This is a genomic window from Citrobacter sp. Cpo061 (genome assembly GCF_030332845.1).
Classification (GTDB): Bacteria; Pseudomonadota; Gammaproteobacteria; order Enterobacterales; family Enterobacteriaceae; genus Citrobacter; species Citrobacter portucalensis.
Genome location: NZ_JAOWHB010000019.1, coordinates 165,198 through 192,117, shown reverse-complemented (window position 1 = coordinate 192,117; position 26,920 = coordinate 165,198). Strand labels below are relative to the sequence as shown.

Here is a 26,920-nt window from a genome sequence, read left to right as displayed (position 1 = left end):
TTGTTATGCTTCATCCTGTCCACCTTCGGTGTCCGTGATGATTTGATACAACTCCTGGTCACTCTGCGCGGCGCGCAGACGACGACAGATGGTTTTATCTGCCAGACGTTTTGCGACCAGTGACAACGTATGCAAATGCGTCTTGGTTTGGTCTGCCGGGACCAGCAGGGCGAAAAGCAGATCGACAGGTTGATTATCAATGGCGTCGAAGGCGATGGGTGTTTCGAGTTGAACAAACACACCAACCGCGCGCATCGTGTCTTCTTCCAGCTTTCCGTGCGGGATAGCAATACCATTACCGATGCCGGTACTGCCCATTTTTTCACGCGTCAGAATGGCTTCAAATACCACCTGAGAAGGCAAGCTAAGCTGTTTTGCCGCAAGTTCGCTGATGATTTCCAGTGCGCGTTTTTTGCTTTGGCAGTGAACGCCTGCGCGTGTACATTCCTGGTTAAGAACAGTGCTCAGTTGTAGAGTCGTATCGTTATTTGTCATAATTTCACCTAAGCGCTAACTGTACAAATGGCCCGTTGTGCTACACAACAGGCCGTCCTGCACCCGCTAACTGCCCGGACAAGTTAGTGCTGTTTCAGTTTATCTTTATGTTTTGTTAACTGCCGAGCCAGTTTATCAATTAAACCGTCAATGGCGGCGTACATATCCTGACCTTCCGCGCTGGCATGAATTTCGCCACCGTTCACATGCAGTGTTGCATCCGAGATATGTGTAACCTTCTCCACTTTCAACACAATATAGACCTGATTAATCCGGTCGAAATATTGTTCGAGCTTGGCAAATTTTGTATTCACAAAATCGCGCAGGGCTTCGGTGATTTCGACGTTGTTTCCAGTGATGTTGAGCTGCATAGTGTCTTCCTTATCGGTTGGGTCACACCAGCTGTTTGCGCTGGTTAGACGGCGGAATGGATAAAGACTCTCGGTACTTCGCAACGGTGCGGCGTGCCACCATGATACCCTGTTCTGACAGCATAGAGGTTAACTTGCTGTCACTCAGCGGTTTCGCGGGGTTTTCCGCAGCAATTAATTTCTTCACCAGCGCACGGATAGCTGTGGATGAGGCTTCACCTCCGCCTTCAGTGTTAACGTGACTGGAAAAGAAATACTTCAATTCAAAAATGCCGCGCGGACTGTGCAGATACTTTTGCGTGGTCACACGGGAAATGGTCGATTCGTGCATCTCGACGGCCTGGGCTATATCCGCCAGCACCATCGGTTTCATAAACTCTTCGCCTTGCTCAAAGAAAGCTTGCTGCTGCTCAACGATGCAGCGGCTGACGCGCAGCAACGTATCATTGCGGCTTTCCAGGCTTTTAATCAGCCACTTCGCATCTTGCAGATTGCTACGAATAAACTGGCTGTCGGCATCGTTGCGCGCGCTATTGCACATGGCGGCGTAGTGCTGGTTAATCTGTAAGCGCGGAATGCTGTCGCCGTTGAGTTCGACCACCCAGCGATCGTTATGCTTACGCACCAGCACATCCGGAATGACGTACTCCGGCTCGCCGGTCTGGATCGATTGCCCTGGGCGGGGATCAAGCGACTGGATGAGGTTGACGGCTTCTTTCAGCACGTCTTCTTTCAGCCGGGTCACACGCATCAGGGTGCGGAAGTCATGGTTGGCTAACAGATCGAGGTGATCGCTGATGATCAGACGCGCTTCTTCCAGCCACGGCGTGGCTTTATCAAACTGCGAAAGTTGGATCAGTAAGCAGTCACGGAGATCTTTGGCGGCCACGCCAACGGGATCAAAGCGCTGAACGCGTTTAAGCACGGCTTCGATTTCGTCCATACCGACGTCGTCATCGCCCATGCTTTCGAGAATATCGTCCAGGGTCACGGTGAGATAACCGGTTTCGTCTACCGCATCCACAATGGATGTCGCAATGGCGCGATCGGTATCCGAGAACGGGGTCAGTTCCACTTGCCACATCAGGTAATCCTGTAGTGATTGCGTGGTCTCACCCTGATACACAGGCAGTTCGTCGTCGATGTAATCCCCGCTGGTGCCCGAAGGCGTCCCGGCGGTGTAAATTTCATCCCAACTGGCGTCAAGCGGTAACTCCTCAGGCATCTCTTTTTGTTCGAGAGCATCTGCGGTGTCGAGGGTTTCGCTGTCCTGTTTTTCCTGGGTATCAATTTCGTCGTGAAGATCGGTTTGCTCGAGCAGTGGGTTACTTTCCAGCGCTTGCTGAAGTTCTTGCTGAAGTTCCAGCGTGGACAGCTGCAACAGACGGATAGCCTGTTGTAGCTGAGGCGTCATCGCCAGTTGTTGGCTAAGCCTGAGTTGCAAACCTTGCTTCATGTTCAGAGTTGTTTTCTCCTGCAGTGACGTGAAGTCTTCTACCCTATCAGAGTCTGAAGTCTTCCCCAAGGTATACGCGCTTAACGTGCTCATCCTGCAGTATTTCTGTTGGCGTGCCGTGCGCGATCAGGTGTCCCTGACTTACGATATAGGCACGCTCACACACTGCCAGCGTTTCGCGGACGTTGTGGTCGGTAATCAGCACGCCAAGGCCGCTGTCGCGCAGGTGTTCGATGATCCGTTTAATATCAATAACAGAAATCGGGTCAACACCGGCAAACGGTTCATCCAGCAGGATAAATTTCGGATTAGCGGCCAGTGCGCGAGCGATCTCCACGCGGCGTCGTTCACCACCGGAGAGCGACTGACCTAAGCTGTCGCGCAGGTGCTCGATGTGGAATTCTTCCATCAGCTCGTTGGCCCGATCTTCCCGCTGCTCGCTGGTCAGATCGTCACGAATTTGCAGTACCGCCATCAGGTTATCAAACACGCTCAGGCGACGGAAAATCGATGCTTCCTGCGGTAAGTAGCCGATGCCGCGACGCGCGCGCGCATGCAGAGGCAGCAGACTGATGTCTTCGTCATCAATGATAATGTTACCCGCATCGCGCGGGACAATGCCGACTACCATGTAAAAGGTTGTTGTCTTGCCTGCACCGTTAGGACCGAGCAGACCGACGATCTCCCCGGAGTTGACGGTCAGACTGACATCTTCAACCACACGACGGCCTTTATAGGCTTTTGCAAGGTTCTTTGCAGTTAATGTTGCCATAACGAATCAGTTACCTTTTTTCTCTGCCGGAGCCTTGTTTTTGTCCTGCAACTGCGACGGAACCAGAACGGTGGTGACGCGTTTGCCTTTATCGCTGAAGGCCTGCATTTTCTGCTCTTTTACCAGATAGGTGATCTTATCGCCCGTGATGTTGCTATCGAGCTGTTCCAGATACGCCTTGCCGGTGAGAACGACAAAGTCTTTCGCCAGTTCATAGTGCATCTGAGAGGCGTGGCCTTTAACCGGTTTACCGTTGTCCTGCATCTGGTAAAACGTCGCTGGATTGCCATAGCCATCAATCACTTCTTTGCCGTCTTCACCGCCAGGACGGGTCACGACGACTTTATCGGCGTTAATTTTGATGGTGCCCTGAGTCACAATCACGTTGCCAGTAAACGTCACCACGTTGCCCTGCATATCCAGGGACTGCTGGTCCGATTCAATGTGAATCGGCTGCTCGGTATCGCCGGTGACGGCAAATGCCGGAATGCTGGCGGCCAGAAGTGAGCTGGCAAGTACAAGATTAAGGCTGAGTTTGTTTGTTTTGGATTTCATATGAGGTTCTAACCTTTTCAATCAGCTCGGCGTTCTTGCTGCGTAAGTTGCCGCGCATCTTCAGTCCGCTGGAGTTAAATGTTGTGCCATACAACGTCACCAGATCATCGGAAGTGACGTCTTGTGTCACCAGGTTAATCTGCGCGTTATCGGTCGTAATTCTGCGTAGTTGAGAGTCAGGCACCAGGGCGTTAACCTCAACATGGCCGTACAGATACAGCATCCGATCGTTGGTCAATTTGGCTTTATCGGCCTTGATCGTCCAGGTCGGTACTTTATCCTTATCAAACGTGGTTAATACTGGTTGAGTAAACCACGAAACCGCTTGTTCCGAATAATATTCAACGTGTTGTGCGATCAAGTGATAGCTCAGCGCGCCTTCCGGACTATACACGACGGTATCAGTATGTTCGCTCTTATAGGTTGGCTCGTTGTTATTGACGACGACCTGAGTGGTGTCATCTTTGTCTGCCAGATTAATACCAATCATCACAAGGACAGCCAGCGACAGTAGAATGATAACCCAACGTCTGGTTTTGCTCATATCGATTGCCCTTTGGCCTCGTCCAGTTTGCCCTGCGCCATGAGTAATAAATCGCAGACTTCACGCACAGCGCCACGTCCACCATCAATACGGGTGACATAATCAGCTCGCGGGATCAGCAAAGGGTGGGCATCTGCCACCGCGACGCTTAATCCCACTTTAGCCATCACCGGCCAGTCGATCAGGTCATCGCCAACGTAGGCGACATTCTCCGGCGCGATCGCCAGTTTGCTAAGGAGATCGCCAAAGGCAACCAGTTTGTCTGACTGCCCCTGATACAGGTGGGTGATCCCCAAAGTGGCACAGCGATCTTCTACAAGTTTAGCCTTTCGTCCGGTAATAATGGCAACCTCAATACCGGAAGTGAGCGCACAGCGAATTCCGTAACCATCACGGACGTTAAAAGCCTTCAGCTCTTCACCGTTGTTGCCCATATAAATCAGACCATCAGACAGTACGCCATCCACATCCAGGATCAGCAAACGGATGTTTTCTGCCCGGGTGATAACGTCTGCGCTGACGGGTCCATAACAGGTCGCAAGCGACGCACCTGCTTTACTCATTTTCGTTATCCTTGAGTTTCTTACACTACACCTGCACGCAGCAGATCATGCATATGTAACACACCGAGTAACTGGTCGCCATCAGCAACCATTACCGAGGTGATATGGCGGGACTGCATTAAGTTCAGGGCATCGACGGCAAGAATACCCGGACGCACGCGAATGCCTCCAGGGGTCATCACATCGGCAATGCCTAACTGGCGTACATCAACGCCCATATCGAAGACACGACGTAAATCGCCATCGGTGAAAATACCGTCAATCTTCATGGCATCATCGCAAATGACGGTCATGCCGAGATTTTTACGCGTGATCTCAATTAAGGCGTCACGCAGGCTGGCGTTTTTGGTCACATGCGGGATCTCGTCGCCCGTATGCATAATATCGTTAACGCGCAGTAAAAGCTTACGGCCCAGTGCGCCACCGGGATGAGACAACGCAAAATCTTCCGCGGTAAAGCCGCGCGCTTTTAATAATGCCACCGCTAGGGCATCGCCCATCACCAGTGTTGCTGTCGTACTGCTGGTCGGTGCCAGACCTAACGGACAAGCTTCCTTGGGCACTTTAACACACAGATGCACATCTGCCGCACGCGCCATACTGCTTTCAGGACGACCGGTCATGCAGATAAGCGGTACATGAAGACGTTTTAATACCGGGATCAGCGCCGCTATCTCATTGGATTCACCGGAGTTAGAGATGGCGATGACCACATCCTGCGGCGAGACCATACCCAGATCGCCATGTGCGGCTTCGCCTGGGTGTACAAAAAATGAGGGGGTGCCGGTGCTGGCAAATGTGGCTGCCATTTTCCGCCCAATATGGCCGGATTTCCCCATTCCCATCACCACCACTTTGCCCGGGCAGCTGAATATTTTCTCGCATGCGAGGGTAAAATTTTGGTTGATGTACTGATCAAGCTCCGCCAGGCCTTCACGTTCAATTGCCAGGACTTCCTTGCCTGCTTGCTGAAAGTCAAAACCCGGTTGCAACTCTAAGTGCGACATAATGCGTTTCCAGTTATCCAACGAGAAGTGGCGATAACCAATACAGCATCGCCAGCCATATGATAAAACCGCCGGTCAGCAGCGCACCTGCGCCGCGACCAATCTGGCGCGGACGTCGCCAGCAGAGTAGTGCAAAAATCACGCTCACCAGCAGCATGACGCTATAGTCACGGGTGAAGGCCATCGGATTGACTTCACCCGGCGTAATCAGCGCCGGTAGCCCGAGGACGATAACGATATTAAAAATGTTTGCGCCGATAATGTTACCGACGGCAATATCGTTTTCACCTTTACGCAGACCCGCAATCGCTGTTGCCAGCTCAGGCAGGCTGGTACCAATGGCGACCACTGTCAGCCCGATAGTAAGTTCGCTCATGGCGAAATAGTTCGCCAGTACGGTAGCGTTATCCACCACCATACGTGTTGCCATTGGCATGATAATCAGCGCAATGCCCAACCACAAAAATGCGACCGGTAATCCGCCTTCGCGCGGCAGCTCAGCTATCTGCTCACGTGTCAGGCTGTCATTGCCTTGTCGCTCGGCCAGACGGGCGATTTTAACAATGAATAGCAGCCATAGCACGGCCAGAAGCAGAAGAAAGAAACCGTCGCTGCGGCTTAGCTGCCCGTCATACAGGACGGATGCAGCTAAAATACTTACCAGCAACATTAGCGGTAATTCACGACGCAGAACATCAGAATGCACGGTAAAAGGATGAATCAGCGCCGACAGGCCTAAAATAAGCAGAATGTTGGTGATGTTAGAACCGATGGCGGTCCCGACAACCAGATCGAGTTGCCCATTCATCGATGCGGCAACGGAGACAATTATCTCGGGTAACGACGTACCCATGCTGACCACGGTCATTCCGATGATAATGGGAGGAATACCGAAGTTTCGACATAAAATGGATGCAGCAAATACCAGACGGTCGGCACCGTAGACCACCAGAAGTAAACCAATTATTAACAGCGCCGTCGCTAAAAGCATCTAAAGTCCTTTCTTCAGGTATACTCGCCGGTCCACTTGAAGGATCTTCTGGAAGCCGTAACGAAGTCTTAATTTTGACTTTATGCGGCTAAAAAGTAAAACAAATGCCAGCTTTCGCTAACCAGGACAGGCAATAATCTGTAAATATGTTGAGTTCATGGCTAAATTGAGCGCCAAACTCTTCGATCAACGAGGCAATAGTAAAGGATGAATCAATGGGGCAGTCTGTGGCGAATCTAGTCGATATGCGCGATGTCAGCTTTTCCCGGGGTGACCGCTGCATCTTTGATAATATTTCCCTGACGGTACCGCGCGGTAAGGTGACGGCGATCATGGGGCCATCAGGCATCGGCAAAACGACGCTGTTGCGTCTGATTGGCGGACAGATCCCCCCGGATAAGGGCGAGATCCTGTTTGACGGTGAGAACGTCCCGGCCATGTCCCGTTCGCGTTTATTTACCGTGCGTAAGCGCATGAGTATGCTGTTTCAGTCTGGTGCGCTATTTACCGACATGAATGTGTTTGACAACGTCGCGTACCCTCTGCGCGAGCATACGACGTTGCCAGCGCCGTTGCTGAAGAGCACGGTGATGATGAAGCTCGAGGCCGTCGGCCTGCGGGGTGCGGCCAAATTAATGCCTTCTGAATTATCCGGTGGGATGGCGCGTCGCGCCGCGTTAGCACGTGCTATCGCGCTGGAGCCAGACCTCATCATGTTTGATGAGCCGTTCGTCGGTCAGGATCCCATCACCATGGGCGTTCTGGTGAAGCTGATTTCAGAACTGAACAGCGCGCTGGGCGTCACCTGTGTGGTGGTATCCCATGATGTGCCTGAGGTACTGAGTATTGCGGATTACGCCTATATAATGGCGGACAAAAAAATAGTGGCCTACGGTAGTGCTCAGGCACTACAAGAAAATGTCGATCCGCGTGTACGCCAGTTCCTTGACGGCATTGCCGATGGACCGGTTCCGTTCCGTTACCCGGCGGGCGACTACCACATCGATTTACTCAAAACAGGGAGTTAAGCCACCCATGTTGTTAAATGCGCTGGCATCACTCGGACATCGGGGAATAAAAACCCTCAGGACGTTCGGGCGAGCCGGATTAATGTTGTTCAATGCGGTTGTCGGCAAGCCGGAGTTTCGCAAACATGCGCCGCTGCTGATACGCCAGCTCTATAATGTCGGTGTCTTATCGATGCTGATCATTATTGTTTCTGGCGTGTTCATCGGTATGGTGCTGGGGTTGCAGGGATACCTGGTGCTGACCACCTACAGCGCGGAAACCAGCCTCGGTATGCTGGTGGCACTGTCATTGTTACGTGAGTTGGGACCGGTTGTTGCGGCGCTGCTGTTTGCCGGGCGGGCCGGGTCGGCCTTAACCGCAGAAATTGGCCTGATGCGGGCGACCGAACAGCTTTCCAGTCTGGAGATGATGGCCGTCGATCCACTGCGCCGGGTGATTTCCCCACGTTTTTGGGCTGGCGTCATTTCATTGCCGTTGCTGACGATTATTTTTGTCGCAGTGGGTATCTGGGGTGGTTCACTGGTTGGCGTAAGCTGGAAGGGTATTGATGCAGGCTTCTTCTGGTCGGCTATGCAAAATGCCGTCGACTGGCGTCTGGACCTGGTCAACTGTCTGATTAAGAGCGTGGTGTTCGCCATTACGGTCACCTGGATTGCATTGTTCAATGGTTATGATGCGATCCCGACCTCTGCCGGGATTAGCCGGGCAACGACACGCACCGTTGTGCACGCCTCTCTTGCCGTTCTGGGGCTGGATTTTGTGCTGACCGCACTGATGTTTGGGAATTGAGTTCATGCAAACGAAAAAAAATGAAATTTGGGTCGGGTTATTCCTGCTGGTTGCGCTGCTGGCAGCGCTGTTTGTTTGCCTGAAGGCGGCGAACGTTACCTCAATGCGTACTGAGCCGACTTACACGATTTATGCGACCTTTGATAATATTGGCGGCCTGAGAGAGCGTTCTCCGGTGCGGATTGGCGGAGTGGTAGTTGGACGCGTATCGGACATCTCGTTAGATCCGAAAACGTACCTGCCGCGCGTGACGCTGGAAATCGAATCGCGTTTTAACCATATTCCTGACACCAGTTCTCTGAGCATCCGTACTTCCGGTCTGCTGGGCGAACAGTATCTGGCATTGAATGTGGGTTTTGAAGATCCTGAGCTGGGAACGTCTATCCTCAAAGATGGCGGTACGATTCAGGACACGAAATCCGCGATGGTGCTGGAAGATATGATTGGTCAGTTCCTTTACAACAGCAACAGTAAAGGTGATGACAATAAGAATTCTGGCGATGCGCCAGCCGCAACTGACGGCAATAATGAAGCCACTACGCCTGCGGGCGCAACGAAATAATCTCAGGAGAATCGACGTATGTTTAAACGATTGATGATGGTGGCTATGCTGGTGATTGCCCCGCTTAGCGCAGCAACTGCAGCCGACCAAACGAACCCGTACAAACAGATGAATGAGGCGGCGCAGAAGACATTTGACCGTCTGAAGAATGAACAACCTAAAATCCGCGCAAACCCGGATTACCTGCGCCAGGTTGTCGATCAGGAACTGTTGCCATACGTGCAGGTTAAATATGCGGGTGCGCTGGTACTGGGTCGCTACTACAAAGATGCGACCCCTGCTCAGCGTGAAGCCTATTTTGCCGCATTTCGTGAATATCTGAAGCAGGCCTACGGCCAGGCTCTGGCGATGTACCATGGCCAGACTTATGAAATTGCACCAGAGCAACCGCTGGGTGATGCGACCATCGTGCCTATCCGCGTAACCATCATCGATCCAAACGGTCGTCCTCCGGTACGTTTGGATTTCCAGTGGCGTAAAAACTCCCAGACCGGTAACTGGCAGGCTTATGACATGATTGCTGAAGGCGTAAGTATGATCACCACCAAACAAAATGAGTGGAGCGACCTGCTGCGTACCAAAGGTATTGATGGCCTGACGGCGCAGCTGAAATCTATTGCTCAGCAGAAAATCACGCTGGAAGAGAAAAAATAATGACGCAGTCACTCACCTGGACGCGTGAAGGCGACAAGCTGGTGCTGGTGGGGGAGCTGGATCAGGACGTGTTAAACCCATTATGGGATGCGCGAATTGAGGCGATGAAAGGGGTATCCTGCATCGACCTGAACCAGGTATCCCGGGTAGATACCGGCGGTCTGGCGTTACTGTTGCATCTGATTAATCAGGGCAAGCAGCAGGGAAACAGCGTTTCGCTCACTGGTGTTAACGATAAAGTGTACACGCTGGCGCAGCTTTACAATCTGCCTGACGACGTCCTTCCGCGTTAATTTTTCCAGGCCGGATAAGGTCTTGTGCCGCTATCCGGCAAAACCCCTGAGGGGGATCTGCCACTAAAGCCTTGTCTGATTTATCAGCGAGGCTTTTTGCTTATTTATGACAGCGCCACTTTGCTCTAAGATGTTGGGCTGTTTTCACTATCTGACGAATGAAGAGCCCATGGAAAATAATGAAATTCAGAGCGTGCTGATGAATGCACTCTCCCTCCAGGAAGTCCACGTTTCTGGCGACGGCAGTCACTTTCAGGTTATTGCCGTGGGTGAGATGTTTGAAGGCATGAGCCGGGTCAAGAAGCAGCAATCGGTCTATGGCCCGTTGATGGAGTACATTGCGGACAACCGCATTCATGCCGTGTCGATTAAGGCGTTTACCCCAGCGGAATGGGCGCGCGATCGCAAACTTAACGGTTTTTGAGCTACGGGTGATGTGCCGGTAGCGAAGATAAATTCTTAACAGAGAACAGAATAATGGATAAATTTCGTGTTCAGGGGCCAACTAAGCTCCAGGGCGAAGTCACAATTTCAGGCGCTAAAAACGCCGCACTGCCGATCCTGTTTGCGGCGCTGCTGGCTGAAGAACCTGTAGAGATCCAAAACGTCCCGAAACTGAAGGACGTTGACACATCAATGAAGCTGCTGAGCCAGCTGGGTGCGAAAGTTGAGCGTAATGGTTCTGTGCACATCGATGCGCGTGATGTGAACGTCTTCTGTGCGCCGTACGATTTGGTGAAAACCATGCGTGCATCCATTTGGGCGCTCGGGCCGCTGGTTGCCCGCTTTGGTCAGGGCCAGGTTTCACTGCCGGGTGGCTGTACCATTGGCGCGCGTCCGGTTGACCTGCACATTACCGGTCTGGAGCAGTTAGGCGCGACAATTAAGCTGGAAGAAGGCTATGTGAAGGCGTCCGTTGAGGGCCGTCTGAAAGGCGCGCATATCGTCATGGACAAAGTGAGCGTCGGCGCGACGGTCACCATCATGTGCGCAGCAACGCTTGCCGAAGGCACCACCATCATCGAAAACGCTGCGCGCGAGCCGGAGATTGTGGATACCGCGAACTTCCTGATTGCGCTGGGCGCGAAGATCACGGGTCAGGGCACCGATCGTATTACCATCGAAGGCGTTGAGCGTCTTGGCGGTGGTGTTTATCGCGTTCTGCCAGATCGTATCGAAACCGGTACCTTCCTGGTGGCGGCGGCAATTTCTCGCGGCAAGATTATCTGCCGTAATGCACAGCCGGACACGCTGGATGCCGTTCTGGCGAAGCTGCGTGATGCGGGTGCGGATATTGAAGTGGGTGATGATTGGATCAGCCTTGATATGCACGGTAAACGTCCGAAAGCGGTCAATGTGCGTACTGCACCGCATCCGGCGTTCCCTACCGACATGCAGGCCCAGTTTACATTGCTGAACCTGGTAGCTGAAGGGACCGGCTTCATCACGGAAACCGTGTTTGAGAACCGCTTTATGCACGTGCCTGAGCTGAGCCGTATGGGTGCTCACGCAGAAATCGAAAGCAATACCGTGATTTGCCACGGCGTGGAAACGCTCTCTGGCGCACAGGTTATGGCGACCGATCTGCGCGCATCTGCAAGCCTGGTGCTGGCAGGGTGTATTGCTGAAGGTACGACGGTAGTCGACCGTATTTATCACATCGATCGCGGCTATGAGCGCATCGAAGATAAACTGCGTGCGCTGGGCGCAAACATTGAGCGCGTGAAAGGCGAGTAATCGTCAACGTCTCTTGTAACCCCCAGTTCAGTTGGCCGGGGGTTACAGCTCAATGTTCATTCCGGATTCTTTTTCTCTCTGCGACTCCTCATCATCCGCGTTCTGTCGATGAACTCATGCGTTTTGGCATCGTGATAGCGTGACGGCCAAATCACCCAGGGGTCAGTTCCCAGTGCCCGGGCGATAATCAACTCACCTTTTGGCCATGGTCTCGTTAACGCATTGGCCAGCGTTGATGAACTCAATCCATTTTTACGTGATTCAGCGGCCATTGAGGTCCCTTTCTTGCGCAGTCCGGCGATGATGTCGGCCGGATGCCAGTCAATCAGCTTGCTTTCCATCAATTCATCTCTCCTTTGGTTAACGGCTTACGGTTTCACGATCGGTTGTGCCGACACTATAACGCCCGAAGAACGAATGTTCTAAAATGTTCATGTAAAGTGTGTGTATATTCAGAATATGCCAAGATTCTGTGTGATTATCTGGAGAGGGAAAGGCTTACTGGAACTTATAAGAAAATCCCGTGCAGTGCACGGGATGAGGGAGGATGCTGTAGGGAATTAACGGTCGCGCTGTACGGCAATATGTGCCAGACCAATCAGCGCTTCTCTCCACGGTGTATCGGGCAGCACCTGCAGCGCAGCGATGGCTTTATCAGCCTCTTCTTCTGCCCGCTGACGGGTCCATTCCAGAGAACCACAGGCGTTCATCGCTTCCAGAACCGGTTCCAGAAGGTGACGACCATTACCTTGCTCAATGGCCTGGCGGATCATTAGCGCTTGTTCTGGGGTGCCGTGGCGCATGGCATGCAGCAGTGGTAGCGTTGGTTTACCCTCGTTGAGGTCATCACCGACGTTTTTACCCAGCTGCTCGCCATCTGCGCTGTAATCCAGCAAATCGTCAATTAACTGGAAAGCGGTACCGAGATAACGGCCATAATCCTGCAACCCTTTTTCTTGTTCTTCGCTACAGCCAGCCAGAATACCTGAACATTGGGCTGCCGCTTCAAACAAACGCGCGGTCTTACTGTAGATGACGCGCATATAGTTTTCTTCGGTGATGTCCGGGTCGTTGACGTTCATCAACTGCAAGACTTCACCTTCGGCAATGACGTTGACTGCTTTCGACATGACTTCCAGCACTTTCAACGAGCCAAGGCTGGTCATCATCTGAAATGCACGGGTATAGATAAAATCGCCAACCAGCACGCTGGCCGCATTACCAAACGCCGCATTTGCCGTAGCTTTCCCACGGCGCATGTCTGACTCATCCACAACATCGTCGTGCAGCAGGGTCGCTGTGTGGATAAACTCGATGAGGGCCGCAATCGTAACGTGCGCATTTTCCTGGTAGCCAACGGCCCGCGCTGCGAGGACGGCGATCATTGGGCGAATGCGTTTTCCGCCGCCGCTAACGATGTAGTACCCCAGTTGATTAATCAACTGAACGTCGGAATTGAGCTGTTCAAGGATTGTCGCATTGACCCCCGCCATATCTTGCGCGGTTAACTCATTGATTTTTTCTAAATTCATCGCAAAAGCCGGGCTTCTCGCCCCGATTACCTTACTGTGTGGGAAGGTAACGTCGGGTTTAGGGTTATAAATATATGCTGATTGTACTGAAAAAACGCCGTAGATAAACGTTACCGTACGTGTTGTGTTTTTTTTCTTCATGTATTGACGGTAGCACTTGTCAAAGGCTCGCGTTTTGCGTAATATTCGCGCCCTATTGTGAATATTTATAGCGCACTCTGAATCATCAAAAAGGTGTGCGCGGAAGCGGAGTTTTTTATGTACGCGGTTTTCCAAAGTGGTGGTAAACAACACCGAGTAAGCGAAGGTCAGACCGTTCGCCTGGAAAAGCTGGACATCGCAACTGGCGAATCTGTTGAATTCGCAGAAGTTCTGATGATCGCAAACGGTGAAGAAGTCAAAATCGGCGTTCCTTTCGTTGATGGCGGCGTTATCAAAGCTGAAGTCGTTGCTCACGGTCGTGGCGAGAAAGTTAAAATTGTTAAGTTTCGTCGTCGTAAACACTACCGTAAGCAGCAGGGCCATCGTCAGTGGTTCACTGATGTGAAAATCACTGGCATCAGCGCTTAAGTTAAGGGGAGCAGATTAAATGGCACATAAAAAGGCTGGCGGCTCGACTCGTAACGGTCGCGATTCAGAAGCTAAACGTCTGGGCGTAAAACGCTTCGGCGGTGAAACAGTTCTGGCTGGTAGCATCATCGTTCGTCAACGTGGTACTAAATTCCACGCTGGCTCCAACGTTGGTTGCGGCAAAGACCACACTCTGTTTGCTAAAGCAGACGGTAAAGTGAAATTTGAAGTGAAAGGCCCGAAAAACCGTAAATTCATCAGCATCGTTGCTGAATAAGTTTTTCGCGTCCCGGTAACGGATAAAAGCCCCGCAACACGTTGCGGGGCTTTTTACATTCGACGGCCGGTAAATACGCTCGTCGCGCCGTGACAACCCGGAAACGAGCCCTTGCAGGGAATACGGCATGAAGCAGCAGGCAGGCATTGGTATTCTGTTAGCACTCACAACGGCAGTATGTTGGGGCGCTTTGCCAATAGCAATGAAGCAAGTGCTGGAGGTGATGGAGCCTCCTACCGTGGTGTTCTACCGTTTTTTAATGGCAAGCGTTGGCCTTGGCGCTATTCTTGCGGTTAAAAAAAAGCTCCCTCCGTTGCGTATTTTTCGCAAAGCGCGTTGGCTGGTGTTGCTGGCTATCGCAACCGGTGGGCTGTTTGGTAACTTCATTCTGTTTAGTTCATCCTTGCAGTATTTGAGCCCAACGGCTTCGCAGGTTATCGGTCAGCTGTCACCGGTTGGTATGATGATCGCCAGCGTCTTTATCCTGAAAGAAAAGATGCGCGGCACGCAGGTGATTGGCGCCATTATGCTTCTGAGCGGCCTGGTCCTGTTTTTTAATACCAGTCTGATCGAAATTTTTACCCGACTCACCGATTACACCTGGGGCGTTATCTTTGGTGTCGGTGCGGCGATGGTCTGGGTGAGCTATGGGGTCGCGCAAAAGGTGTTATTGCGCCGCCTGGCATCACCGCAGATCCTGTTTTTACTGTACACTTTATGTACGATTGCGTTGTTGCCGCTGGCTAAACCCGGTGTCATCACGCAGCTCAGCGACTGGCAGCTGGCATGCCTGATATTCTGCGGCCTGAATACGCTGGTAGGATATGGCGCTCTCGCGGAAGCAATGGCGCGTTGGCAGGCGGCGCAGGTGAGCGCTCTTATCACGCTCACACCGCTGTTTACGTTGTTATTTTCAGATTTATTATCACTGGCCTGGCCCGATTTCTTCGCCAGACCGATGCTAAACCTATTAGGTTATCTCGGTGCGTTTATCGTGGTTGCGGGCGCGATGTATTCCGCCATTGGTCATCGAATTTGGGGCGGTTTACGTAAGCATGAAACGGTGGTTTCGCAACCCCGCTCAGGCGAATGATTTACGGAGAGTAAAATGAAGTTTGTTGATGAAGCATCGATTCTGGTCGTTGCAGGTGATGGCGGTAATGGTTGCGTCAGCTTCCGCCGCGAAAAGTACATCCCAAAAGGCGGTCCGGACGGTGGTGATGGTGGTGACGGTGGTGACGTTTGGCTGGAAGCCGACGAAAACCTGAACACACTGATCGATTACCGTTTTGAAAAATCATTCCGTGCGGAACGTGGTCAGAATGGCGCGAGCCGTGATTGCACCGGTAAGCGTGGCAAAGACGTTACCATTAAAGTACCTGTTGGTACGCGTGTTATCGATCAGGGCACGGGCGAAACCATGGGCGACATGACCAAACACGGTCAGCGTCTGATGGTCGCTAAAGGTGGCTGGCACGGTCTGGGCAACACCCGTTTCAAATCCTCGGTTAACCGTACTCCGCGTCAGAAAACAATGGGTACGCCGGGTGATAAGCGCGATCTGATGCTGGAGCTGATGCTGCTGGCGGACGTGGGTATGCTGGGCATGCCAAACGCCGGAAAATCGACGTTTATCCGTGCGGTGTCCGCGGCGAAGCCGAAAGTCGCTGATTATCCGTTTACCACCCTGGTGCCGAGCCTGGGCGTGGTGCGTATGGACAACGAAAAGAGCTTCGTGGTTGCCGACATTCCGGGACTGATTGAAGGCGCGGCTGAAGGCGCAGGCCTGGGCATCCGCTTCCTGAAACACCTGGAACGTTGCCGTGTACTGCTTCACCTCATCGATATCGATCCGATTGATGGCTCTGATCCAGTTGAAAACGCCCGTATCATTATTGGCGAACTGGAAAAATACAGTCAGGATTTGGCATCTAAACCGCGCTGGTTAGTGTTCAACAAAATTGATTTGATGGACAAGGCTGAAGCGGAAGAGAAAGCGAAAGCGATCGCCGAAGCGTTGGGTTGGGAAGGTAAATATTACCTGATCTCTGCCGCCAGCCAGTTGGGCGTGAAAGATCTCTGCTGGGATGTGATGACCTTTATCATCGAGAACCCGATTGTTCAGGCTGAAGAAGCGAAACAGCCAGAGAAAGTTGAGTTCATGTGGGATGATTATCACCGCCAGCAGCTCGCTGAAGTCGAAGACGAAGCGGAAGATGACTGGGATGACGATTGGGACGAAGACGACGAAGAAGGCGTTGAGTTCATCTACAAGCGTTAATCTCGTCGCCGGATGGCGCTAGCGCTTATCCGGCCTACGGACGGCATCATATCGTAGGCCGGATAAGACGCGTTAGCGTCGACATCCGGCAATAATGCACTCAGTTATTCTGATAAATATCCTTGTACAACCGGCTCTCGAAGCGCACCAACGGAATACGGCGATTACGCTGGTCAGCTGGCTCTACCGCATAACCAGATAAATACTGCACGAATGCCATGCGTTGGCCGCTTGCCGTGGTGATGAAACCTGCGAGGTTATAAACCCCCTGCAGCGAGCCTGTCTTCGCCGATACTTTGCCATCCACACCAGCCTGATGCAGACCCGCACGGTATTGCAGAGAGCCGTCGTGACCCGCCAGCGGCAGCATAGTGATAAAGTTCAGCTCGTTATCGTGTTGAGCGATATATTGCAGCACCTGCATCATGGTCGCTGGGGCAATCAGGTTATGGCGGGAGAGGCCAGAACCGTCGGCAATAATGGTGTTGCCGATATCAACGCCTGCCTGCTGACGTAAAATCTGGCGCACGGCATCAGAACCCGCCCGCCAGGTGCCCGGCACGTTAAATCGGGCATGACCAATCATACGGAAAACGGTATCGGCAATCATGTTGTCCGATTTTTTCAGCATAATCTTAAGCAGGTCATGTAGCGGCGCAGACTGTTTACTGGCGACCACCGTTCCTGGTTCGTTGACCAACGTCTGGCGCAGCAGTGTACCGCTGTAGGTGATACCTGCTTGTTTTAGCTCATCTTTGATAATTGCCCCGGCATAGCTGGCACCGTCCTGAATGGCGAACGCCAGCGGCAGCGGATCGGCACGTTGTGGCAGGCATCCGGTCAGCGTATAGCGGTTGAGATCGCCGGGAACCACATCCAGTTCACAATATTGCGCTTCCGCAGAACCTCGGGCGAGAGTACGCACCTGACTGAACATGGTGACCGGGTAATAAGATGCCACGCGAATAAAGGCGAGATCGTTGGGTTTTTGCGCGCTGTAGAGTGAAACCGAGAAACAGTTTCTATCGACAATAGCCGCTGCGGGCGGTGCGCTAAAACACTGCGTCATGTCGTTCCAGGGCCAACCGGGCGCTTTATCATGACTGGCAAAAATAGAGGTGTCGATCAGGACATTCCCGGCAATTTGCGTCACACCTGATTTTTTCAGGGTTGCCACCATATTGCGAATATCCTGGCGTTTTAGCGTCGGATCGGCACCAAATCGTGCCACTAAGTCACCTTTCAATACGCCGCCTTCCACGCTGCCTTTGGTTTCGAGCGTGGTGGTAAAACGAAAGTCAGGCCCGAGCTGAATCAATGCCGCCAGCGCGGTGATTACTTTCTGGGTACTGGCGGGCAGCGCCATCTGCTGGCTATGAAAATCAATAGCGGGTGCAGGTGCGCCAACCTTCTGTACCATAAGGGCGAGGTTGGCCCCGGCAGGGAGCTGATTGATATACTCGTCGACGTTCGCAGCCTGAACGCTGAACGCTATACTGGCAGTCAATCCGATGGTAAATCTGGAAAATCGCATAATCTCGCGCTAACAACCTGGAAACAGGCCGTCATACTACGGCGCAACGCCCCAAAAAGTAAACGATGACCCATAAGGAACTCCAGGGTAAAATGATCATCAAATAGAGAATTGTAGCTGACCTGGGACCTTGAGCCCCGGGTCGGTATTTTTTTGCTTCTGACTCTGGCATGACACACGCCAGGGTGGGCTTAGCAGCCGGGGTGAGAGCAACTACCCCCTACAGGAATGTTCAAGAGGTATAACAAATGCAAGCTATCCCGATGACCTTACGTGGTGCTGAAAAACTGCGCGAAGAGCTGGATTTTCTGAAATCTGTGCGCCGTCCTGAAATTATTGCCGCTATCGCTGAAGCGCGTGAGCACGGTGACCTGAAAGAGAACGCGGAGTATCACGCGGCGCGTGAACAGCAGGGTTTCTGCGAAGGACGCATTAAAGATATCGAAGCTAAACTGTCCAACGCGCAGGTAATCGACGTTACTAAAATGCCGAACAATGGCCGCGTTGTTTTCGGTGCGACGGTTACCGTTCTGAATCTCGATAACGATGAAGAGCAGACCTGGCGTATTGTCGGCGATGATGAAGCCGATTTTAAACAGAACCTGATTTCAGTGAACTCGCCTATCGCTCGTGGCCTGATCGGTAAAGAGCAGGATGACGTCGTAGTTATCAAAACGCCGGGCGGCGAAGTGGAATATGAAGTGACGAAGGTAGAATACCTGTAATTCGCATCTTGGTTAAGATGTTGATACATTGTAAAGAAAGGAAAAAGGCCGCATAGCGGCCTTTTATCAACGAAGAGAGCGTGGCATTTTGCTCTCCTGCTAGCGGAAAACCCCGCGTTTTACACAAACTTCGTGTGCAACTTTGGGATATTCTTAGCGTGGCAGCGAGATTTTACGTTCTTTAGTCGGGCGATACAGTACCAGCGTTTTGCCGATGACCTGTACATTGCAGGCGCCGGTTTCGCGTACGATAGCTTCCACGATCAAGGTTTTAGTATCGCGATCTTCCGAGGCGATTTTCACCTTGATAAGTTCATGGTGCTCTAACGCTTGTTCAATCTCGGCCAGTACCCCTTCGGTCAAACCATTATTGCCAAGCATAACTACAGGCTTGAGCGGATGTGCCAGACCTTTCAGGTGCTGTTTTTGTTTAGTACTCAGATTCATCGTATATTTTTGCTTACGTTGGGATTGAAAACGGGTCATTCTACCGCCATCTCCCATATATCACCAAATAGCTGTGTAGAAATTTACACCATTGGTTACGATGAACTGCCCTTTGGGAATGTGAAATGACAGGTAAAAAGCGTTCTGCCAGCTCGAGTCGCTGGCTTCAGGAACACTTTAGCGATAAATATGTTCAACAGGCGCAGAAAAAGGGGTTACGTTCCCGTGCCTGGTTTAAACTTGATGAAATACAGCAAAGTGACAAAATTTTTAAACCGGGGATGACGATAGTTGATCTCGGTGCTGCACCCGGTGGCTGGTCGCAATATGCAGTTACGCAGATCGGCAACACCGGCCGCATTATCGCTTGCGATCTTTTACCTATGGATCCAATCGTTGGTGTGGACTTCCTTCAGGGCGACTTTCGTGATGAATTAGTCCTGAAAGCGTTACTTGAACGCGTAGGTGACAGTAAAGTACAAGTTGTCATGTCTGATATGGCGCCAAATATGTGTGGAACACCGGCGGTGGATATTCCCCGGGCCATGTATCTGGTAGAGCTGGCGCTTGGAATGGCTCGTGATGTATTAGCGCCAGGTGGTAGTTTTGTAGTGAAGGTGTTCCAGGGCGAAGGCTTCGATGAGTATCTAAGAGAGATTCGCTCCCTGTTTACGAAGGTCAAAGTTCGTAAGCCGGACTCTTCTCGCGCCCGTTCGCGTGAAGTGTATATTGTAGCGACCGGGCGTAAACCATAACCGGCAGATTTCAAACGAAAGTTTGAAAGAAACTGGATATAGAGTATCCTGACGCTGTTTTTAACACAGTTGTAATATGAGGTTAATCCCTTGAGTGACATGGCGAAAAACCTAATTCTCTGGCTGGTCATTGCCGTTGTGCTGATGTCAGTATTCCAGAGCTTTGGGCCCAGCGAGTCTAATGGCCGTAAGGTTGATTACTCTACCTTCCTGCAAGAGGTCAATCAGGACCAGGTTCGTGAAGCGAAGATCAACGGACGTGAGATTAACGTTACCAAGAAAGATAGTAACCGTTACACGACCTACATCCCGGTTAACGATCCGAAGCTGCTTGATAACCTGCTGACCAAAAACGTCAAGGTTGTTGGCGAACCACCTGAAGAGCCGAGCCTGCTGGCTTCTATCTTCATTTCCTGGTTCCCAATGCTGCTGCTGATTGGTGTCTGGATCTTCTTCATGCGTCAGATGCAGGGCGGTGGTGGCAAAGGTGCCATGTCGTTCGGCAAGAGCAAAGCGCGCATGCTGACGGAAGATCAGATCAAAACGACTTTTGCTGACGTTGCGGGTTGTGACGAAGCAAAAGAAGAAGTCGCTGAGCTGGTTGAGTATCTGCGCGAACCGAGCCGTTTCCAGAAACTGGGCGGTAAAATCCCGAAAGGCGTCCTGATGGTTGGTCCTCCGGGTACGGGTAAAACCCTGCTGGCGAAAGCTATCGCAGGTGAAGCGAAGGTTCCATTCTTCACAATTTCCGGTTCTGATTTCGTGGAAATGTTCGTGGGTGTCGGTGCATCTCGTGTGCGTGACATGTTCGAACAAGCCAAGAAAGCGGCACCGTGCATCATCTTCATCGATGAAATCGACGCCGTAGGTCGCCAGCGTGGCGCAGGTCTGGGCGGTGGTCACGATGAACGTGAACAGACGCTGAACCAGATGCTGGTTGAGATGGACGGCTTCGAAGGTAACGAAGGTATTATCGTTATCGCGGCAACTAACCGTCCGGACGTTCTTGACCCTGCGCTGCTGCGTCCAGGCCGTTTCGACCGTCAGGTTGTGGTTGGTCTGCCAGACGTTCGCGGTCGTGAACAGATCCTGAAAGTGCATATGCGTCGCGTACCTCTGTCTCCGGATATCGATGCGGCAATCATTGCACGTGGCACGCCTGGCTTCTCCGGTGCGGACCTCGCGAACCTGGTGAACGAAGCGGCGCTGTTTGCTGCTCGTGGCAACAAGCGCGTAGTGTCGATGGTTGAGTTCGAAAAAGCGAAAGACAAAATCATGATGGGTGCGGAACGTCGCTCCATGGTGATGACGGAAGCGCAGAAAGAATCTACCGCGTATCACGAAGCTGGCCACGCGATTATCGGTCGCCTGGTACCGGAACACGATCCGGTGCACAAAGTAACGATTATCCCGCGCGGTCGTGCGCTGGGTGTGACCTTCTTCCTGCCTGAAGGCGACGCAATCAGCGCCAGCCGTCAGAAACTGGAAAGTCAGATCTCCACACTGTACGGTGGCCGTCTGGCGGAAGAGATCATCTACGGTGCTGAACATGTTTCTACCGGTGCGTCGAACGACATTAAAGTCGCGACTAACCTGGCGCGTAACATGGTTACTCAGTGGGGCTTCTCCGATAAACTCGGTCCGTTGCTGTACGCTGAAGAAGAAGGCGAAGTGTTCCTGGGACGTTCTGTGGCGAAAGCGAAACACATGTCCGATGAAACCGCTCGCATTATCGATCAGGAAGTTAAGCTGCTGATTGAGCGTAACTATGACCGTGCACGTCGTTTGCTGAACGAAAACATGGACATTCTGCACTCAATGAAAGATGCGCTCATGAAATATGAGACCATCGATGCGCCGCAGATTGACGATCTAATGGCTCGCCGCGACGTACGTCCGCCAGCGGGTTGGGAAGAACCGGGTTCTTCTAACAACAACTCTGGTAGCACCGGTAAGCCGAGTGCACCGCGTCCGGTTGATGAACCGCGTGCGCCGGACTCTGGCACTATGTCAGAGCAACTGGGCGACAAATAAGTTATCGTTGATGATGACCGTGTTTTAATTGAAAACCCTGGGGCTTGCTCCGGGGTTTTTCTTATCTGCATATTCAAGATTTTACCAGGGATAAAACTATGAAACTCTTTGCTCAGGGTTCTTCACTGGATCTCAGCCATCCGCACGTCATGGGGATTTTGAACGTTACGCCAGACTCATTTTCCGATGGTGGAGCGCACAACTCTCTGGTTGAGGCGGTAAAACACGCAAACCTGATGATTAACGCCGGGGCGACTATCATTGATGTGGGCGGTGAGTCCACGCGTCCGGGCGCGGCTGATGTGAGTGTGGAAGAAGAGTTGCAGCGAGTGATCCCAGTGGTCGAGGCGATTGCCCAGCGTTTTGAAGTGTGGATTTCGGTCGATACCTCAAAACCCGAAGTGATTCGCGAATGCGCCAGAGTTGGCGCGCATATCATCAATGATATTCGCTCACTCTCGGAGCCTGGAGCGCTGGAAGCCGCAGCGGAGACCGGATTACCGGTTTGCCTGATGCATATGCAGGGGCAGCCGAAAACCATGCAGGAAGCACCAAAGTATGAGGATGTTTTTGCTGAGGTAAACCGTTACTTTGTTGAGCAAATAGCACGTTGCGAGCGGGCTGGAATCACAAAAGATAAATTGTTGCTCGACCCCGGATTCGGATTCGGTAAAAATCTCACTCACAACTACACATTACTGGCACGTTTGTCTGAGTTTCATCATTTTAATCTGCCATTGCTGGTTGGGATGTCACGAAAATCAATGGTTGGCCAGTTACTGAATGTGGGGCCATCTGAACGCCTGAGCGGTAGCCTTGCGTGCGCGGTGATTGCCGCAATGCAGGGGGCGCAGATCGTTCGTGTCCATGACGTCAAAGAAACCGTAGAAGCGATGCGTGTGGTGGAAGCCACATTGTCTGCAAAGGAAAAAAAACGCTATGAGTAATCGTAAATATTTTGGCACTGATGGGATCCGCGGTCGCGTAGGCGATGCCCCAATTACTCCTGACTTTGTGCTCAAGCTGGGCTGGGCTGCAGGGAAAGTGCTTGCTCGTCATGGTTCACGTAAAATTATTATCGGTAAAGATACGCGTATTTCCGGCTATATGCTGGAGTCTGCGCTGGAAGCGGGCCTGGCTGCCGCCGGACTCTCAGCCTCATTCACAGGGCCAATGCCAACACCCGCCGTTGCGTATCTGACGCGCGCCTTCCGTGCTGAGGCCGGGATTGTTATCTCCGCTTCGCACAACCCGTACTATGACAACGGGATTAAATTCTTCTCTACCGACGGGACTAAACTGCCGGATGCAGTGGAAGAAGCCATTGAAGCCGAGATGGAAAAAGCGATCACCTGCGTGGATTCCGCTGAACTGGGTAAAGCCACGCGTATCGTTGATGCTGCCGGTCGCTATATCGAGTTTTGCAAAGGCACCTTCCCGAACGAACTGAGTCTGAATGAGCTTAAAATTGTGGTGGATTGCGCTAACGGTGCGACGTACCACATTGCGCCAAATGTACTGCGTGAACTGGGTGCAAACGTGATTGCCATTGGCTGTGAGCCAAACGGTGTGAATATCAATGAAGAAGTCGGCGCCACCGACGTCCGTGCCCTGCAGGCGCGCGTGATTGCGGAAAAAGCCGATCTGGGTATTGCGCTGGATGGCGATGGCGACCGCGTCATTATGGTTGATCACGAAGGTAATAAGGTCGATGGCGATCAGATCATGTATATCATCGCCCGTGAAGCCCTGCGTCAGGGTCAGCTGCGCGGTGGCGCGGTAGGTACGCTGATGAGCAACATGGGCCTCGAGCTGGCGCTGAAACAGCTGGGTATTCCGTTTGCCCGTGCAAAAGTTGGCGACCGCTATGTGCTGGAAAAAATGCAGGAAAAAGGCTGGCGTATCGGTGCCGAAAACTCTGGTCATGTGATCCTGCTGGACAAAACCACTACTGGTGACGGTATCGTGGCGGGTCTGCAGGTGCTGGCGGCGATGGTACGCAACCATATGAGCCTGCACGACCTGTGCAGCGGCATGAAAATGTTCCCACAGCTGCTGGTTAACGTACGATACACAGCAGGTAGCGGCGATCCACTGGAACATGAAAACGTGAAAGCGGTGATGGCGGAAGTGGAAGCGGCGCTGGGTAACCGTGGACGCGTCCTGCTGCGTAAGTCTGGTACCGAACCGTTAATTCGTGTGATGGTTGAAGGTGAAGACGAAGCGCAGGTGACTGAATTCGCCCACCGTATTGCCGATGCTGTGAAAGCGGCGTAATTCCGAAGAGAGTGAAAGCCGGAGTCTGAGACTCCGGCTTTTTTTTACTGTACGGCAAGCGGCTGTTTACGTCGGCGCTGCCAGAAGTAACCACCGACCATCAGTAGAACAAGGACTGCCAGCCACGGCAGAACCGCCAGCAGATGCCCAGACCGGGCAAAGGTTAACGCAATCATCAGTAGCCAACCGCCCAGCATCGGAATCGCGGTACGCTTAACAATATCCACAGGCGAGACACCTGCAATCCCTGCGATAGCAATGATTACGCCGGCGATGGGCGATAGCGTACGACCAATACCCGCCGAGATCTGGATAGGCAACATCATGACAGCGATATCGCTACCGATATGACGGCTGATGTCCGGCACCATGGGTGCGAAGGAGAAAAATGCCGCATTCCCGGAGCCCATCAGCGCTGAAATTGCGAAGGTGATCAGGGTCATCAGCAGGATAATAGAGGCGGCGCTGAGGCCAAATTCACCGGAAAGTGACAACAGTGCGTCAACGGCACCAATGGCTTTCAGTCCGGCGGAAAAGACTTCACCGGCGATAATCAGCGTCACGACGGTGGCAAAAACGCTGCCCATGCTGTCAAAAACCTTTTGTACGCCAGCCATCACCTCACGCGCCTTGCGATGACGGCAGTACTCACAAACCAGCGTAATAGCGAGGCTTATCAGTACGGCGGTATCCAGCGTGATCTTGAGAGAGCTGAATACTAAATCGCTGCACACCAGCATCAATACCAGCGGCAGCATGGGCAGAAACAGCCAGGCGATAGGTGCGTCGGCTTCATCAGTCGCCGTTAATGTCTGCATTTGCTGAGCTGCATTGTCGCCACTTTCTCGACGGTCAAAAAAGCGTTGCACAACAATATGCAGTAGGGCGATGAAAAGAATGACGGGCACAACGATCGGCAACTGATCCTGCACGAAATAGTTCACGACCTCGATGCCTGCGGTTTTGGCGGCGAGAACAGAGTTGCCGGAGCCGGGGCCAAACTCAACCGCACAGGTACTGGCGATAACGGCGGCAACCGCGGCGCGGCTACAGCCAAGACGGGTAAGCAGCGGGTAAAGCGTCGCCATCAGCAGCAGACCCAATCCGGTGGCGCTGCTGATAAACAGCGACAGGAATTGACCCAATAGCAGTGCCAGCCCCAGCAGCAGATATGGCGAGTTCAGCCGTTGCAAAGGACGAGACGTCACCCGAACCAGTACCTGGCTTGCGCCAATGGCTGACATGTAGGTGGCAAAACCACCAATCAGCATAATTTGCAGTCCGAGGCCGCCGAGACGCACGCTCAGGGTATCGCGAATAAACTCAAAGGCGTCAAAGGGGCCAAATCCGGTGCTCTTTTTCACCAGGCCACTGAGTGAGGTCATTCCGCTAAAATGCGCGATAAGCAACAGCACAATCCCGGTCAATAACAGTACCGACTGGGGGTGATATTTTTTGAGGATCAGACGTCCGGCAAAAATGATGGCGATTAGCGCCAGTAGCAATGACATTCTTGCCCCCTTACTCGAAGTTGCCGGTAACCAGGCACTCGCCATCCCGCAGCAACGGTTTACCCGCGGCAAACAGATGGGCCAGCGAGAGGTCATCATTGAGTACACAGATATCGGCACGTTCCCCGGCGCAGAGCACGCCCCCGGAAATACCCAGCGAGCGCGCAACGTTTGCCGTCAGCATCGCGATGGCCTGTGGCACCGGAATCCCGACATCAATCAGGCGAGGAAGCAGGTTAAGATTGCCTGCGACCGGTGCCGCGCTTAAACCTTCAACGATACCCTGAGCGTTAAAGCGCGGAACGCTGCCATTGCCGTCAGAACTGATCGTGATGCGCTCCGCCGGAACCTGTGCTTCGAGTGCGTGGAGAATCGCTTGCTCCTGAGGCATAAAACGACTGCCACCGGACGTAACATCGATATGGCCGCCGCGATGGGCGAAAGCAATCGCCTGTTCGAACAAGGGCTCAGTTCTCGCAACATGCGTCGGTGAAATATGGTGAATCGGAATACCCGCATCACACAGCTCAATAAGTTGCGACATCCCTTCCGGCAGATTCCCCAGGTGCACATGCAGCAAGCCTTTTTTCCCAGCCAGCAGGGAAGCGACGCGAATATCGCTCACTATCCTCAGCAACTCCTGGAAAGAGGGGTAAGAACCGCGGTGATCGGCGAGGGCGATTTTTACACCAAGAATTGCCGGAATGAAGGCCATATCATCGCGGATGGATCGCGTAATAGTTGGGCTGGGAACGGCGTAGGCTCCCGTGTGCATAAACGCGCGTAATCCCTCAAGGTTGAGAGACTGCATTTTAGCGTAGAGATCTTTGGGGGAACGAGAAATGGCATCGGTGCCTAACACGCCAACCACCGTGGTAATACCTGCCTGAATCAGGTCGCGCAGCTTGACGGCGGGCGTCCGACTGGCAAATCCGGCTTCACCACCGCCACCGGTAAGATGAACATGCTGATCGATGATACCAGGGATAACCCATTTACCCCGACAATCGATGACCTCGTTGATGCCATCAAACAATGAAATATCTTTTTCTACCGCCACAATTCGGTCGGCATGAATGAGCAGGGAGCAGAGGCCTAAATCCTCAGGAGAAAAAACACGGGCATTGGTCAATAAAGTAAACATAGCGGTCCTGTCAAA

31 protein-coding genes are annotated in these 26,920 nt (G+C 52.5%); 16 read left to right on the top strand and 15 right to left on the bottom strand.

Features of this window, described 5'->3' with window-relative positions; genetic code table 11:
* Positions 1-3: 3 nt before the first annotated feature.
* From ptsN to OGX97_RS02210, 9 genes are all read right to left on the bottom strand, one after another.
* Entirely contained in the window at positions 4-495 is a 492-nt protein-coding gene (ptsN, locus tag OGX97_RS02250) for a PTS IIA-like nitrogen regulatory protein PtsN (protein WP_003025083.1), read from the bottom strand.
* A gap of 83 nt (positions 496-578) precedes the next feature.
* Positions 579-866 (bottom strand): ribosome hibernation promoting factor, encoded by a 288-nt coding sequence (hpf, locus tag OGX97_RS02245; protein ID WP_003025078.1) that lies wholly within the window; start codon positions 864-866, stop codon positions 579-581.
* Between the two features lie 22 nt (positions 867-888).
* On the bottom strand, positions 889-2,322 hold the full coding sequence (gene rpoN, locus OGX97_RS02240; protein ID WP_032945120.1) for an RNA polymerase factor sigma-54: 1,434 nt from the start codon (positions 2,320-2,322) through the stop codon (positions 889-891).
* Between the two features lie 46 nt (positions 2,323-2,368).
* Positions 2,369-3,094 (bottom strand): LPS export ABC transporter ATP-binding protein, encoded by a 726-nt coding sequence (lptB, locus tag OGX97_RS02235; RefSeq protein ID WP_003828761.1) that lies wholly within the window; start codon positions 3,092-3,094, stop codon positions 2,369-2,371.
* Positions 3,095-3,100: 6 nt separating this feature from the next.
* On the bottom strand, positions 3,101-3,649 hold the full coding sequence (gene lptA, locus OGX97_RS02230; RefSeq protein WP_003828759.1) for a lipopolysaccharide ABC transporter substrate-binding protein LptA: 549 nt from the start codon (positions 3,647-3,649) through the stop codon (positions 3,101-3,103).
* Complete coding sequence (gene lptC / locus OGX97_RS02225) at positions 3,618-4,193, bottom strand: LPS export ABC transporter periplasmic protein LptC (protein WP_008785932.1); 576 nt, start codon at positions 4,191-4,193, stop codon at positions 3,618-3,620. The genes lptA and lptC overlap by 32 nt, the downstream gene beginning before the upstream one ends.
* Entirely contained in the window at positions 4,190-4,756 is a 567-nt protein-coding gene (gene kdsC / locus OGX97_RS02220; RefSeq protein WP_235126489.1) for a 3-deoxy-manno-octulosonate-8-phosphatase KdsC, read from the bottom strand. The genes lptC and kdsC overlap by 4 nt, the downstream gene beginning before the upstream one ends.
* Before the next feature lie 20 nt (positions 4,757-4,776).
* Entirely contained in the window at positions 4,777-5,763 is a 987-nt protein-coding gene (kdsD, locus tag OGX97_RS02215) for an arabinose-5-phosphate isomerase KdsD (protein WP_003025063.1), read from the bottom strand.
* A 13-nt stretch (positions 5,764-5,776) separates the two neighbouring features.
* Positions 5,777-6,754, bottom strand: a complete 978-nt coding sequence (locus tag OGX97_RS02210; protein ID WP_279850780.1) for a calcium/sodium antiporter — start codon at positions 6,752-6,754, stop codon at positions 5,777-5,779.
* Between the two features lie 215 nt (positions 6,755-6,969).
* Here OGX97_RS02210 and mlaF point away from each other — a divergent pair, with 215 nt between their 5' ends.
* From mlaF to murA, 7 genes are all read left to right on the top strand, one after another.
* Complete coding sequence (gene mlaF, locus OGX97_RS02205; protein ID WP_235126491.1) at positions 6,970-7,782, top strand: phospholipid ABC transporter ATP-binding protein MlaF; 813 nt, start codon at positions 6,970-6,972, stop codon at positions 7,780-7,782.
* A 7-nt stretch (positions 7,783-7,789) separates the two neighbouring features.
* Complete coding sequence (mlaE, locus tag OGX97_RS02200) at positions 7,790-8,572, top strand: lipid asymmetry maintenance ABC transporter permease subunit MlaE (RefSeq protein ID WP_003025053.1); 783 nt, start codon at positions 7,790-7,792, stop codon at positions 8,570-8,572.
* 4 nt (positions 8,573-8,576) lie between these two features.
* Entirely contained in the window at positions 8,577-9,134 is a 558-nt protein-coding gene (mlaD, locus tag OGX97_RS02195; protein ID WP_003828747.1) for an outer membrane lipid asymmetry maintenance protein MlaD, read from the top strand.
* Positions 9,135-9,152: 18 nt separating this feature from the next.
* Complete coding sequence (gene mlaC, locus OGX97_RS02190; RefSeq protein ID WP_008785928.1) at positions 9,153-9,788, top strand: phospholipid-binding protein MlaC; 636 nt, start codon at positions 9,153-9,155, stop codon at positions 9,786-9,788.
* Positions 9,788-10,081, top strand: a complete 294-nt coding sequence (gene mlaB, locus OGX97_RS02185; protein ID WP_003025045.1) for a lipid asymmetry maintenance protein MlaB — start codon at positions 9,788-9,790, stop codon at positions 10,079-10,081. Before mlaC ends, mlaB begins: the two co-directional genes overlap by 1 nt.
* Positions 10,082-10,250: 169 nt before the next feature.
* Entirely contained in the window at positions 10,251-10,505 is a 255-nt protein-coding gene (ibaG, locus tag OGX97_RS02180) for a BolA family iron metabolism protein IbaG (protein ID WP_003025040.1), read from the top strand.
* A 53-nt stretch (positions 10,506-10,558) separates the two neighbouring features.
* Positions 10,559-11,818, top strand: a complete 1,260-nt coding sequence (murA, locus tag OGX97_RS02175; protein ID WP_032945112.1) for a UDP-N-acetylglucosamine 1-carboxyvinyltransferase — start codon at positions 10,559-10,561, stop codon at positions 11,816-11,818.
* A 56-nt stretch (positions 11,819-11,874) separates the two neighbouring features.
* Here murA and sfsB read toward each other — a convergent pair whose 3' ends face one another.
* Positions 11,875-12,159, bottom strand: coding sequence for a DNA-binding transcriptional regulator SfsB (gene sfsB / locus OGX97_RS02170; protein ID WP_003025035.1), 285 nt, complete (start codon positions 12,157-12,159; stop codon positions 11,875-11,877).
* Between the two features lie 219 nt (positions 12,160-12,378).
* Positions 12,379-13,350: an octaprenyl diphosphate synthase gene (ispB, locus tag OGX97_RS02165; protein ID WP_003839953.1), complete on the bottom strand. Its 972-nt coding sequence runs from the start codon at positions 13,348-13,350 to the stop codon at positions 12,379-12,381.
* A 258-nt stretch (positions 13,351-13,608) separates the two neighbouring features.
* On the opposite strand from ispB, the gene rplU reads away from it, so the two are divergent.
* From rplU to cgtA, 4 genes are all read left to right on the top strand, one after another.
* Positions 13,609-13,920 (top strand): 50S ribosomal protein L21, encoded by a 312-nt coding sequence (rplU, locus tag OGX97_RS02160; protein WP_003025032.1) that lies wholly within the window; start codon positions 13,609-13,611, stop codon positions 13,918-13,920.
* A gap of 19 nt (positions 13,921-13,939) precedes the next feature.
* A complete protein-coding gene (gene rpmA, locus OGX97_RS02155; RefSeq protein ID WP_003025030.1) occupies positions 13,940-14,197 on the top strand; it encodes a 50S ribosomal protein L27 in 258 nt (85 codons plus the stop codon).
* A gap of 127 nt (positions 14,198-14,324) precedes the next feature.
* Positions 14,325-15,290 carry a DMT family transporter gene (locus OGX97_RS02150; RefSeq protein WP_008785922.1) on the top strand — a complete coding sequence of 322 codons (966 nt, stop codon included), beginning with the start codon at positions 14,325-14,327 and terminating at the stop codon, positions 15,288-15,290.
* Between the two features lie 15 nt (positions 15,291-15,305).
* Positions 15,306-16,478 (top strand): Obg family GTPase CgtA, encoded by a 1,173-nt coding sequence (cgtA, locus tag OGX97_RS02145; protein WP_003828732.1) that lies wholly within the window; start codon positions 15,306-15,308, stop codon positions 16,476-16,478.
* A 100-nt stretch (positions 16,479-16,578) separates the two neighbouring features.
* Here cgtA and dacB read toward each other — a convergent pair whose 3' ends face one another.
* Complete coding sequence (gene dacB, locus OGX97_RS02140) at positions 16,579-18,012, bottom strand: serine-type D-Ala-D-Ala carboxypeptidase (RefSeq protein WP_032945109.1); 1,434 nt, start codon at positions 18,010-18,012, stop codon at positions 16,579-16,581.
* A gap of 248 nt (positions 18,013-18,260) precedes the next feature.
* Here dacB and greA point away from each other — a divergent pair, with 248 nt between their 5' ends.
* Positions 18,261-18,737: a transcription elongation factor GreA gene (greA, locus tag OGX97_RS02135; protein ID WP_003025019.1), complete on the top strand. Its 477-nt coding sequence runs from the start codon at positions 18,261-18,263 to the stop codon at positions 18,735-18,737.
* Between the two features lie 153 nt (positions 18,738-18,890).
* Here the strand turns inward: greA and yhbY are convergent, their stop codons facing one another.
* Positions 18,891-19,184 carry a ribosome assembly RNA-binding protein YhbY gene (gene yhbY / locus OGX97_RS02130; RefSeq protein WP_003025016.1) on the bottom strand — a complete coding sequence of 98 codons (294 nt, stop codon included), beginning with the start codon at positions 19,182-19,184 and terminating at the stop codon, positions 18,891-18,893.
* A 125-nt stretch (positions 19,185-19,309) separates the two neighbouring features.
* Here yhbY and rlmE point away from each other — a divergent pair, with 125 nt between their 5' ends.
* The 4 genes from rlmE (at position 19,310) to glmM (ending at position 24,250) form a co-directional block, all read left to right on the top strand.
* Entirely contained in the window at positions 19,310-19,939 is a 630-nt protein-coding gene (rlmE, locus tag OGX97_RS02125) for a 23S rRNA (uridine(2552)-2'-O)-methyltransferase RlmE (protein WP_003025015.1), read from the top strand.
* 99 nt (positions 19,940-20,038) lie between these two features.
* Entirely contained in the window at positions 20,039-21,973 is a 1,935-nt protein-coding gene (ftsH, locus tag OGX97_RS02120; protein WP_003025013.1) for an ATP-dependent zinc metalloprotease FtsH, read from the top strand.
* 98 nt (positions 21,974-22,071) lie between these two features.
* Positions 22,072-22,920 carry a dihydropteroate synthase gene (folP, locus tag OGX97_RS02115; protein WP_048225717.1) on the top strand — a complete coding sequence of 283 codons (849 nt, stop codon included), beginning with the start codon at positions 22,072-22,074 and terminating at the stop codon, positions 22,918-22,920.
* On the top strand, positions 22,913-24,250 hold the full coding sequence (gene glmM / locus OGX97_RS02110; RefSeq protein WP_008785919.1) for a phosphoglucosamine mutase: 1,338 nt from the start codon (positions 22,913-22,915) through the stop codon (positions 24,248-24,250). The genes folP and glmM overlap by 8 nt, the downstream gene beginning before the upstream one ends.
* 44 nt (positions 24,251-24,294) lie before the next feature.
* Here glmM and dcuC read toward each other — a convergent pair whose 3' ends face one another.
* Both dcuC and iadA read right to left on the bottom strand, forming a co-directional pair.
* Positions 24,295-25,761: a C4-dicarboxylate transporter DcuC gene (gene dcuC / locus OGX97_RS02105; RefSeq protein WP_003025006.1), complete on the bottom strand. Its 1,467-nt coding sequence runs from the start codon at positions 25,759-25,761 to the stop codon at positions 24,295-24,297.
* A gap of 10 nt (positions 25,762-25,771) precedes the next feature.
* Entirely contained in the window at positions 25,772-26,905 is a 1,134-nt protein-coding gene (gene iadA, locus OGX97_RS02100) for a beta-aspartyl-peptidase (RefSeq protein ID WP_063941608.1), read from the bottom strand.
* Positions 26,906-26,920 lie beyond the last annotated feature (15 nt).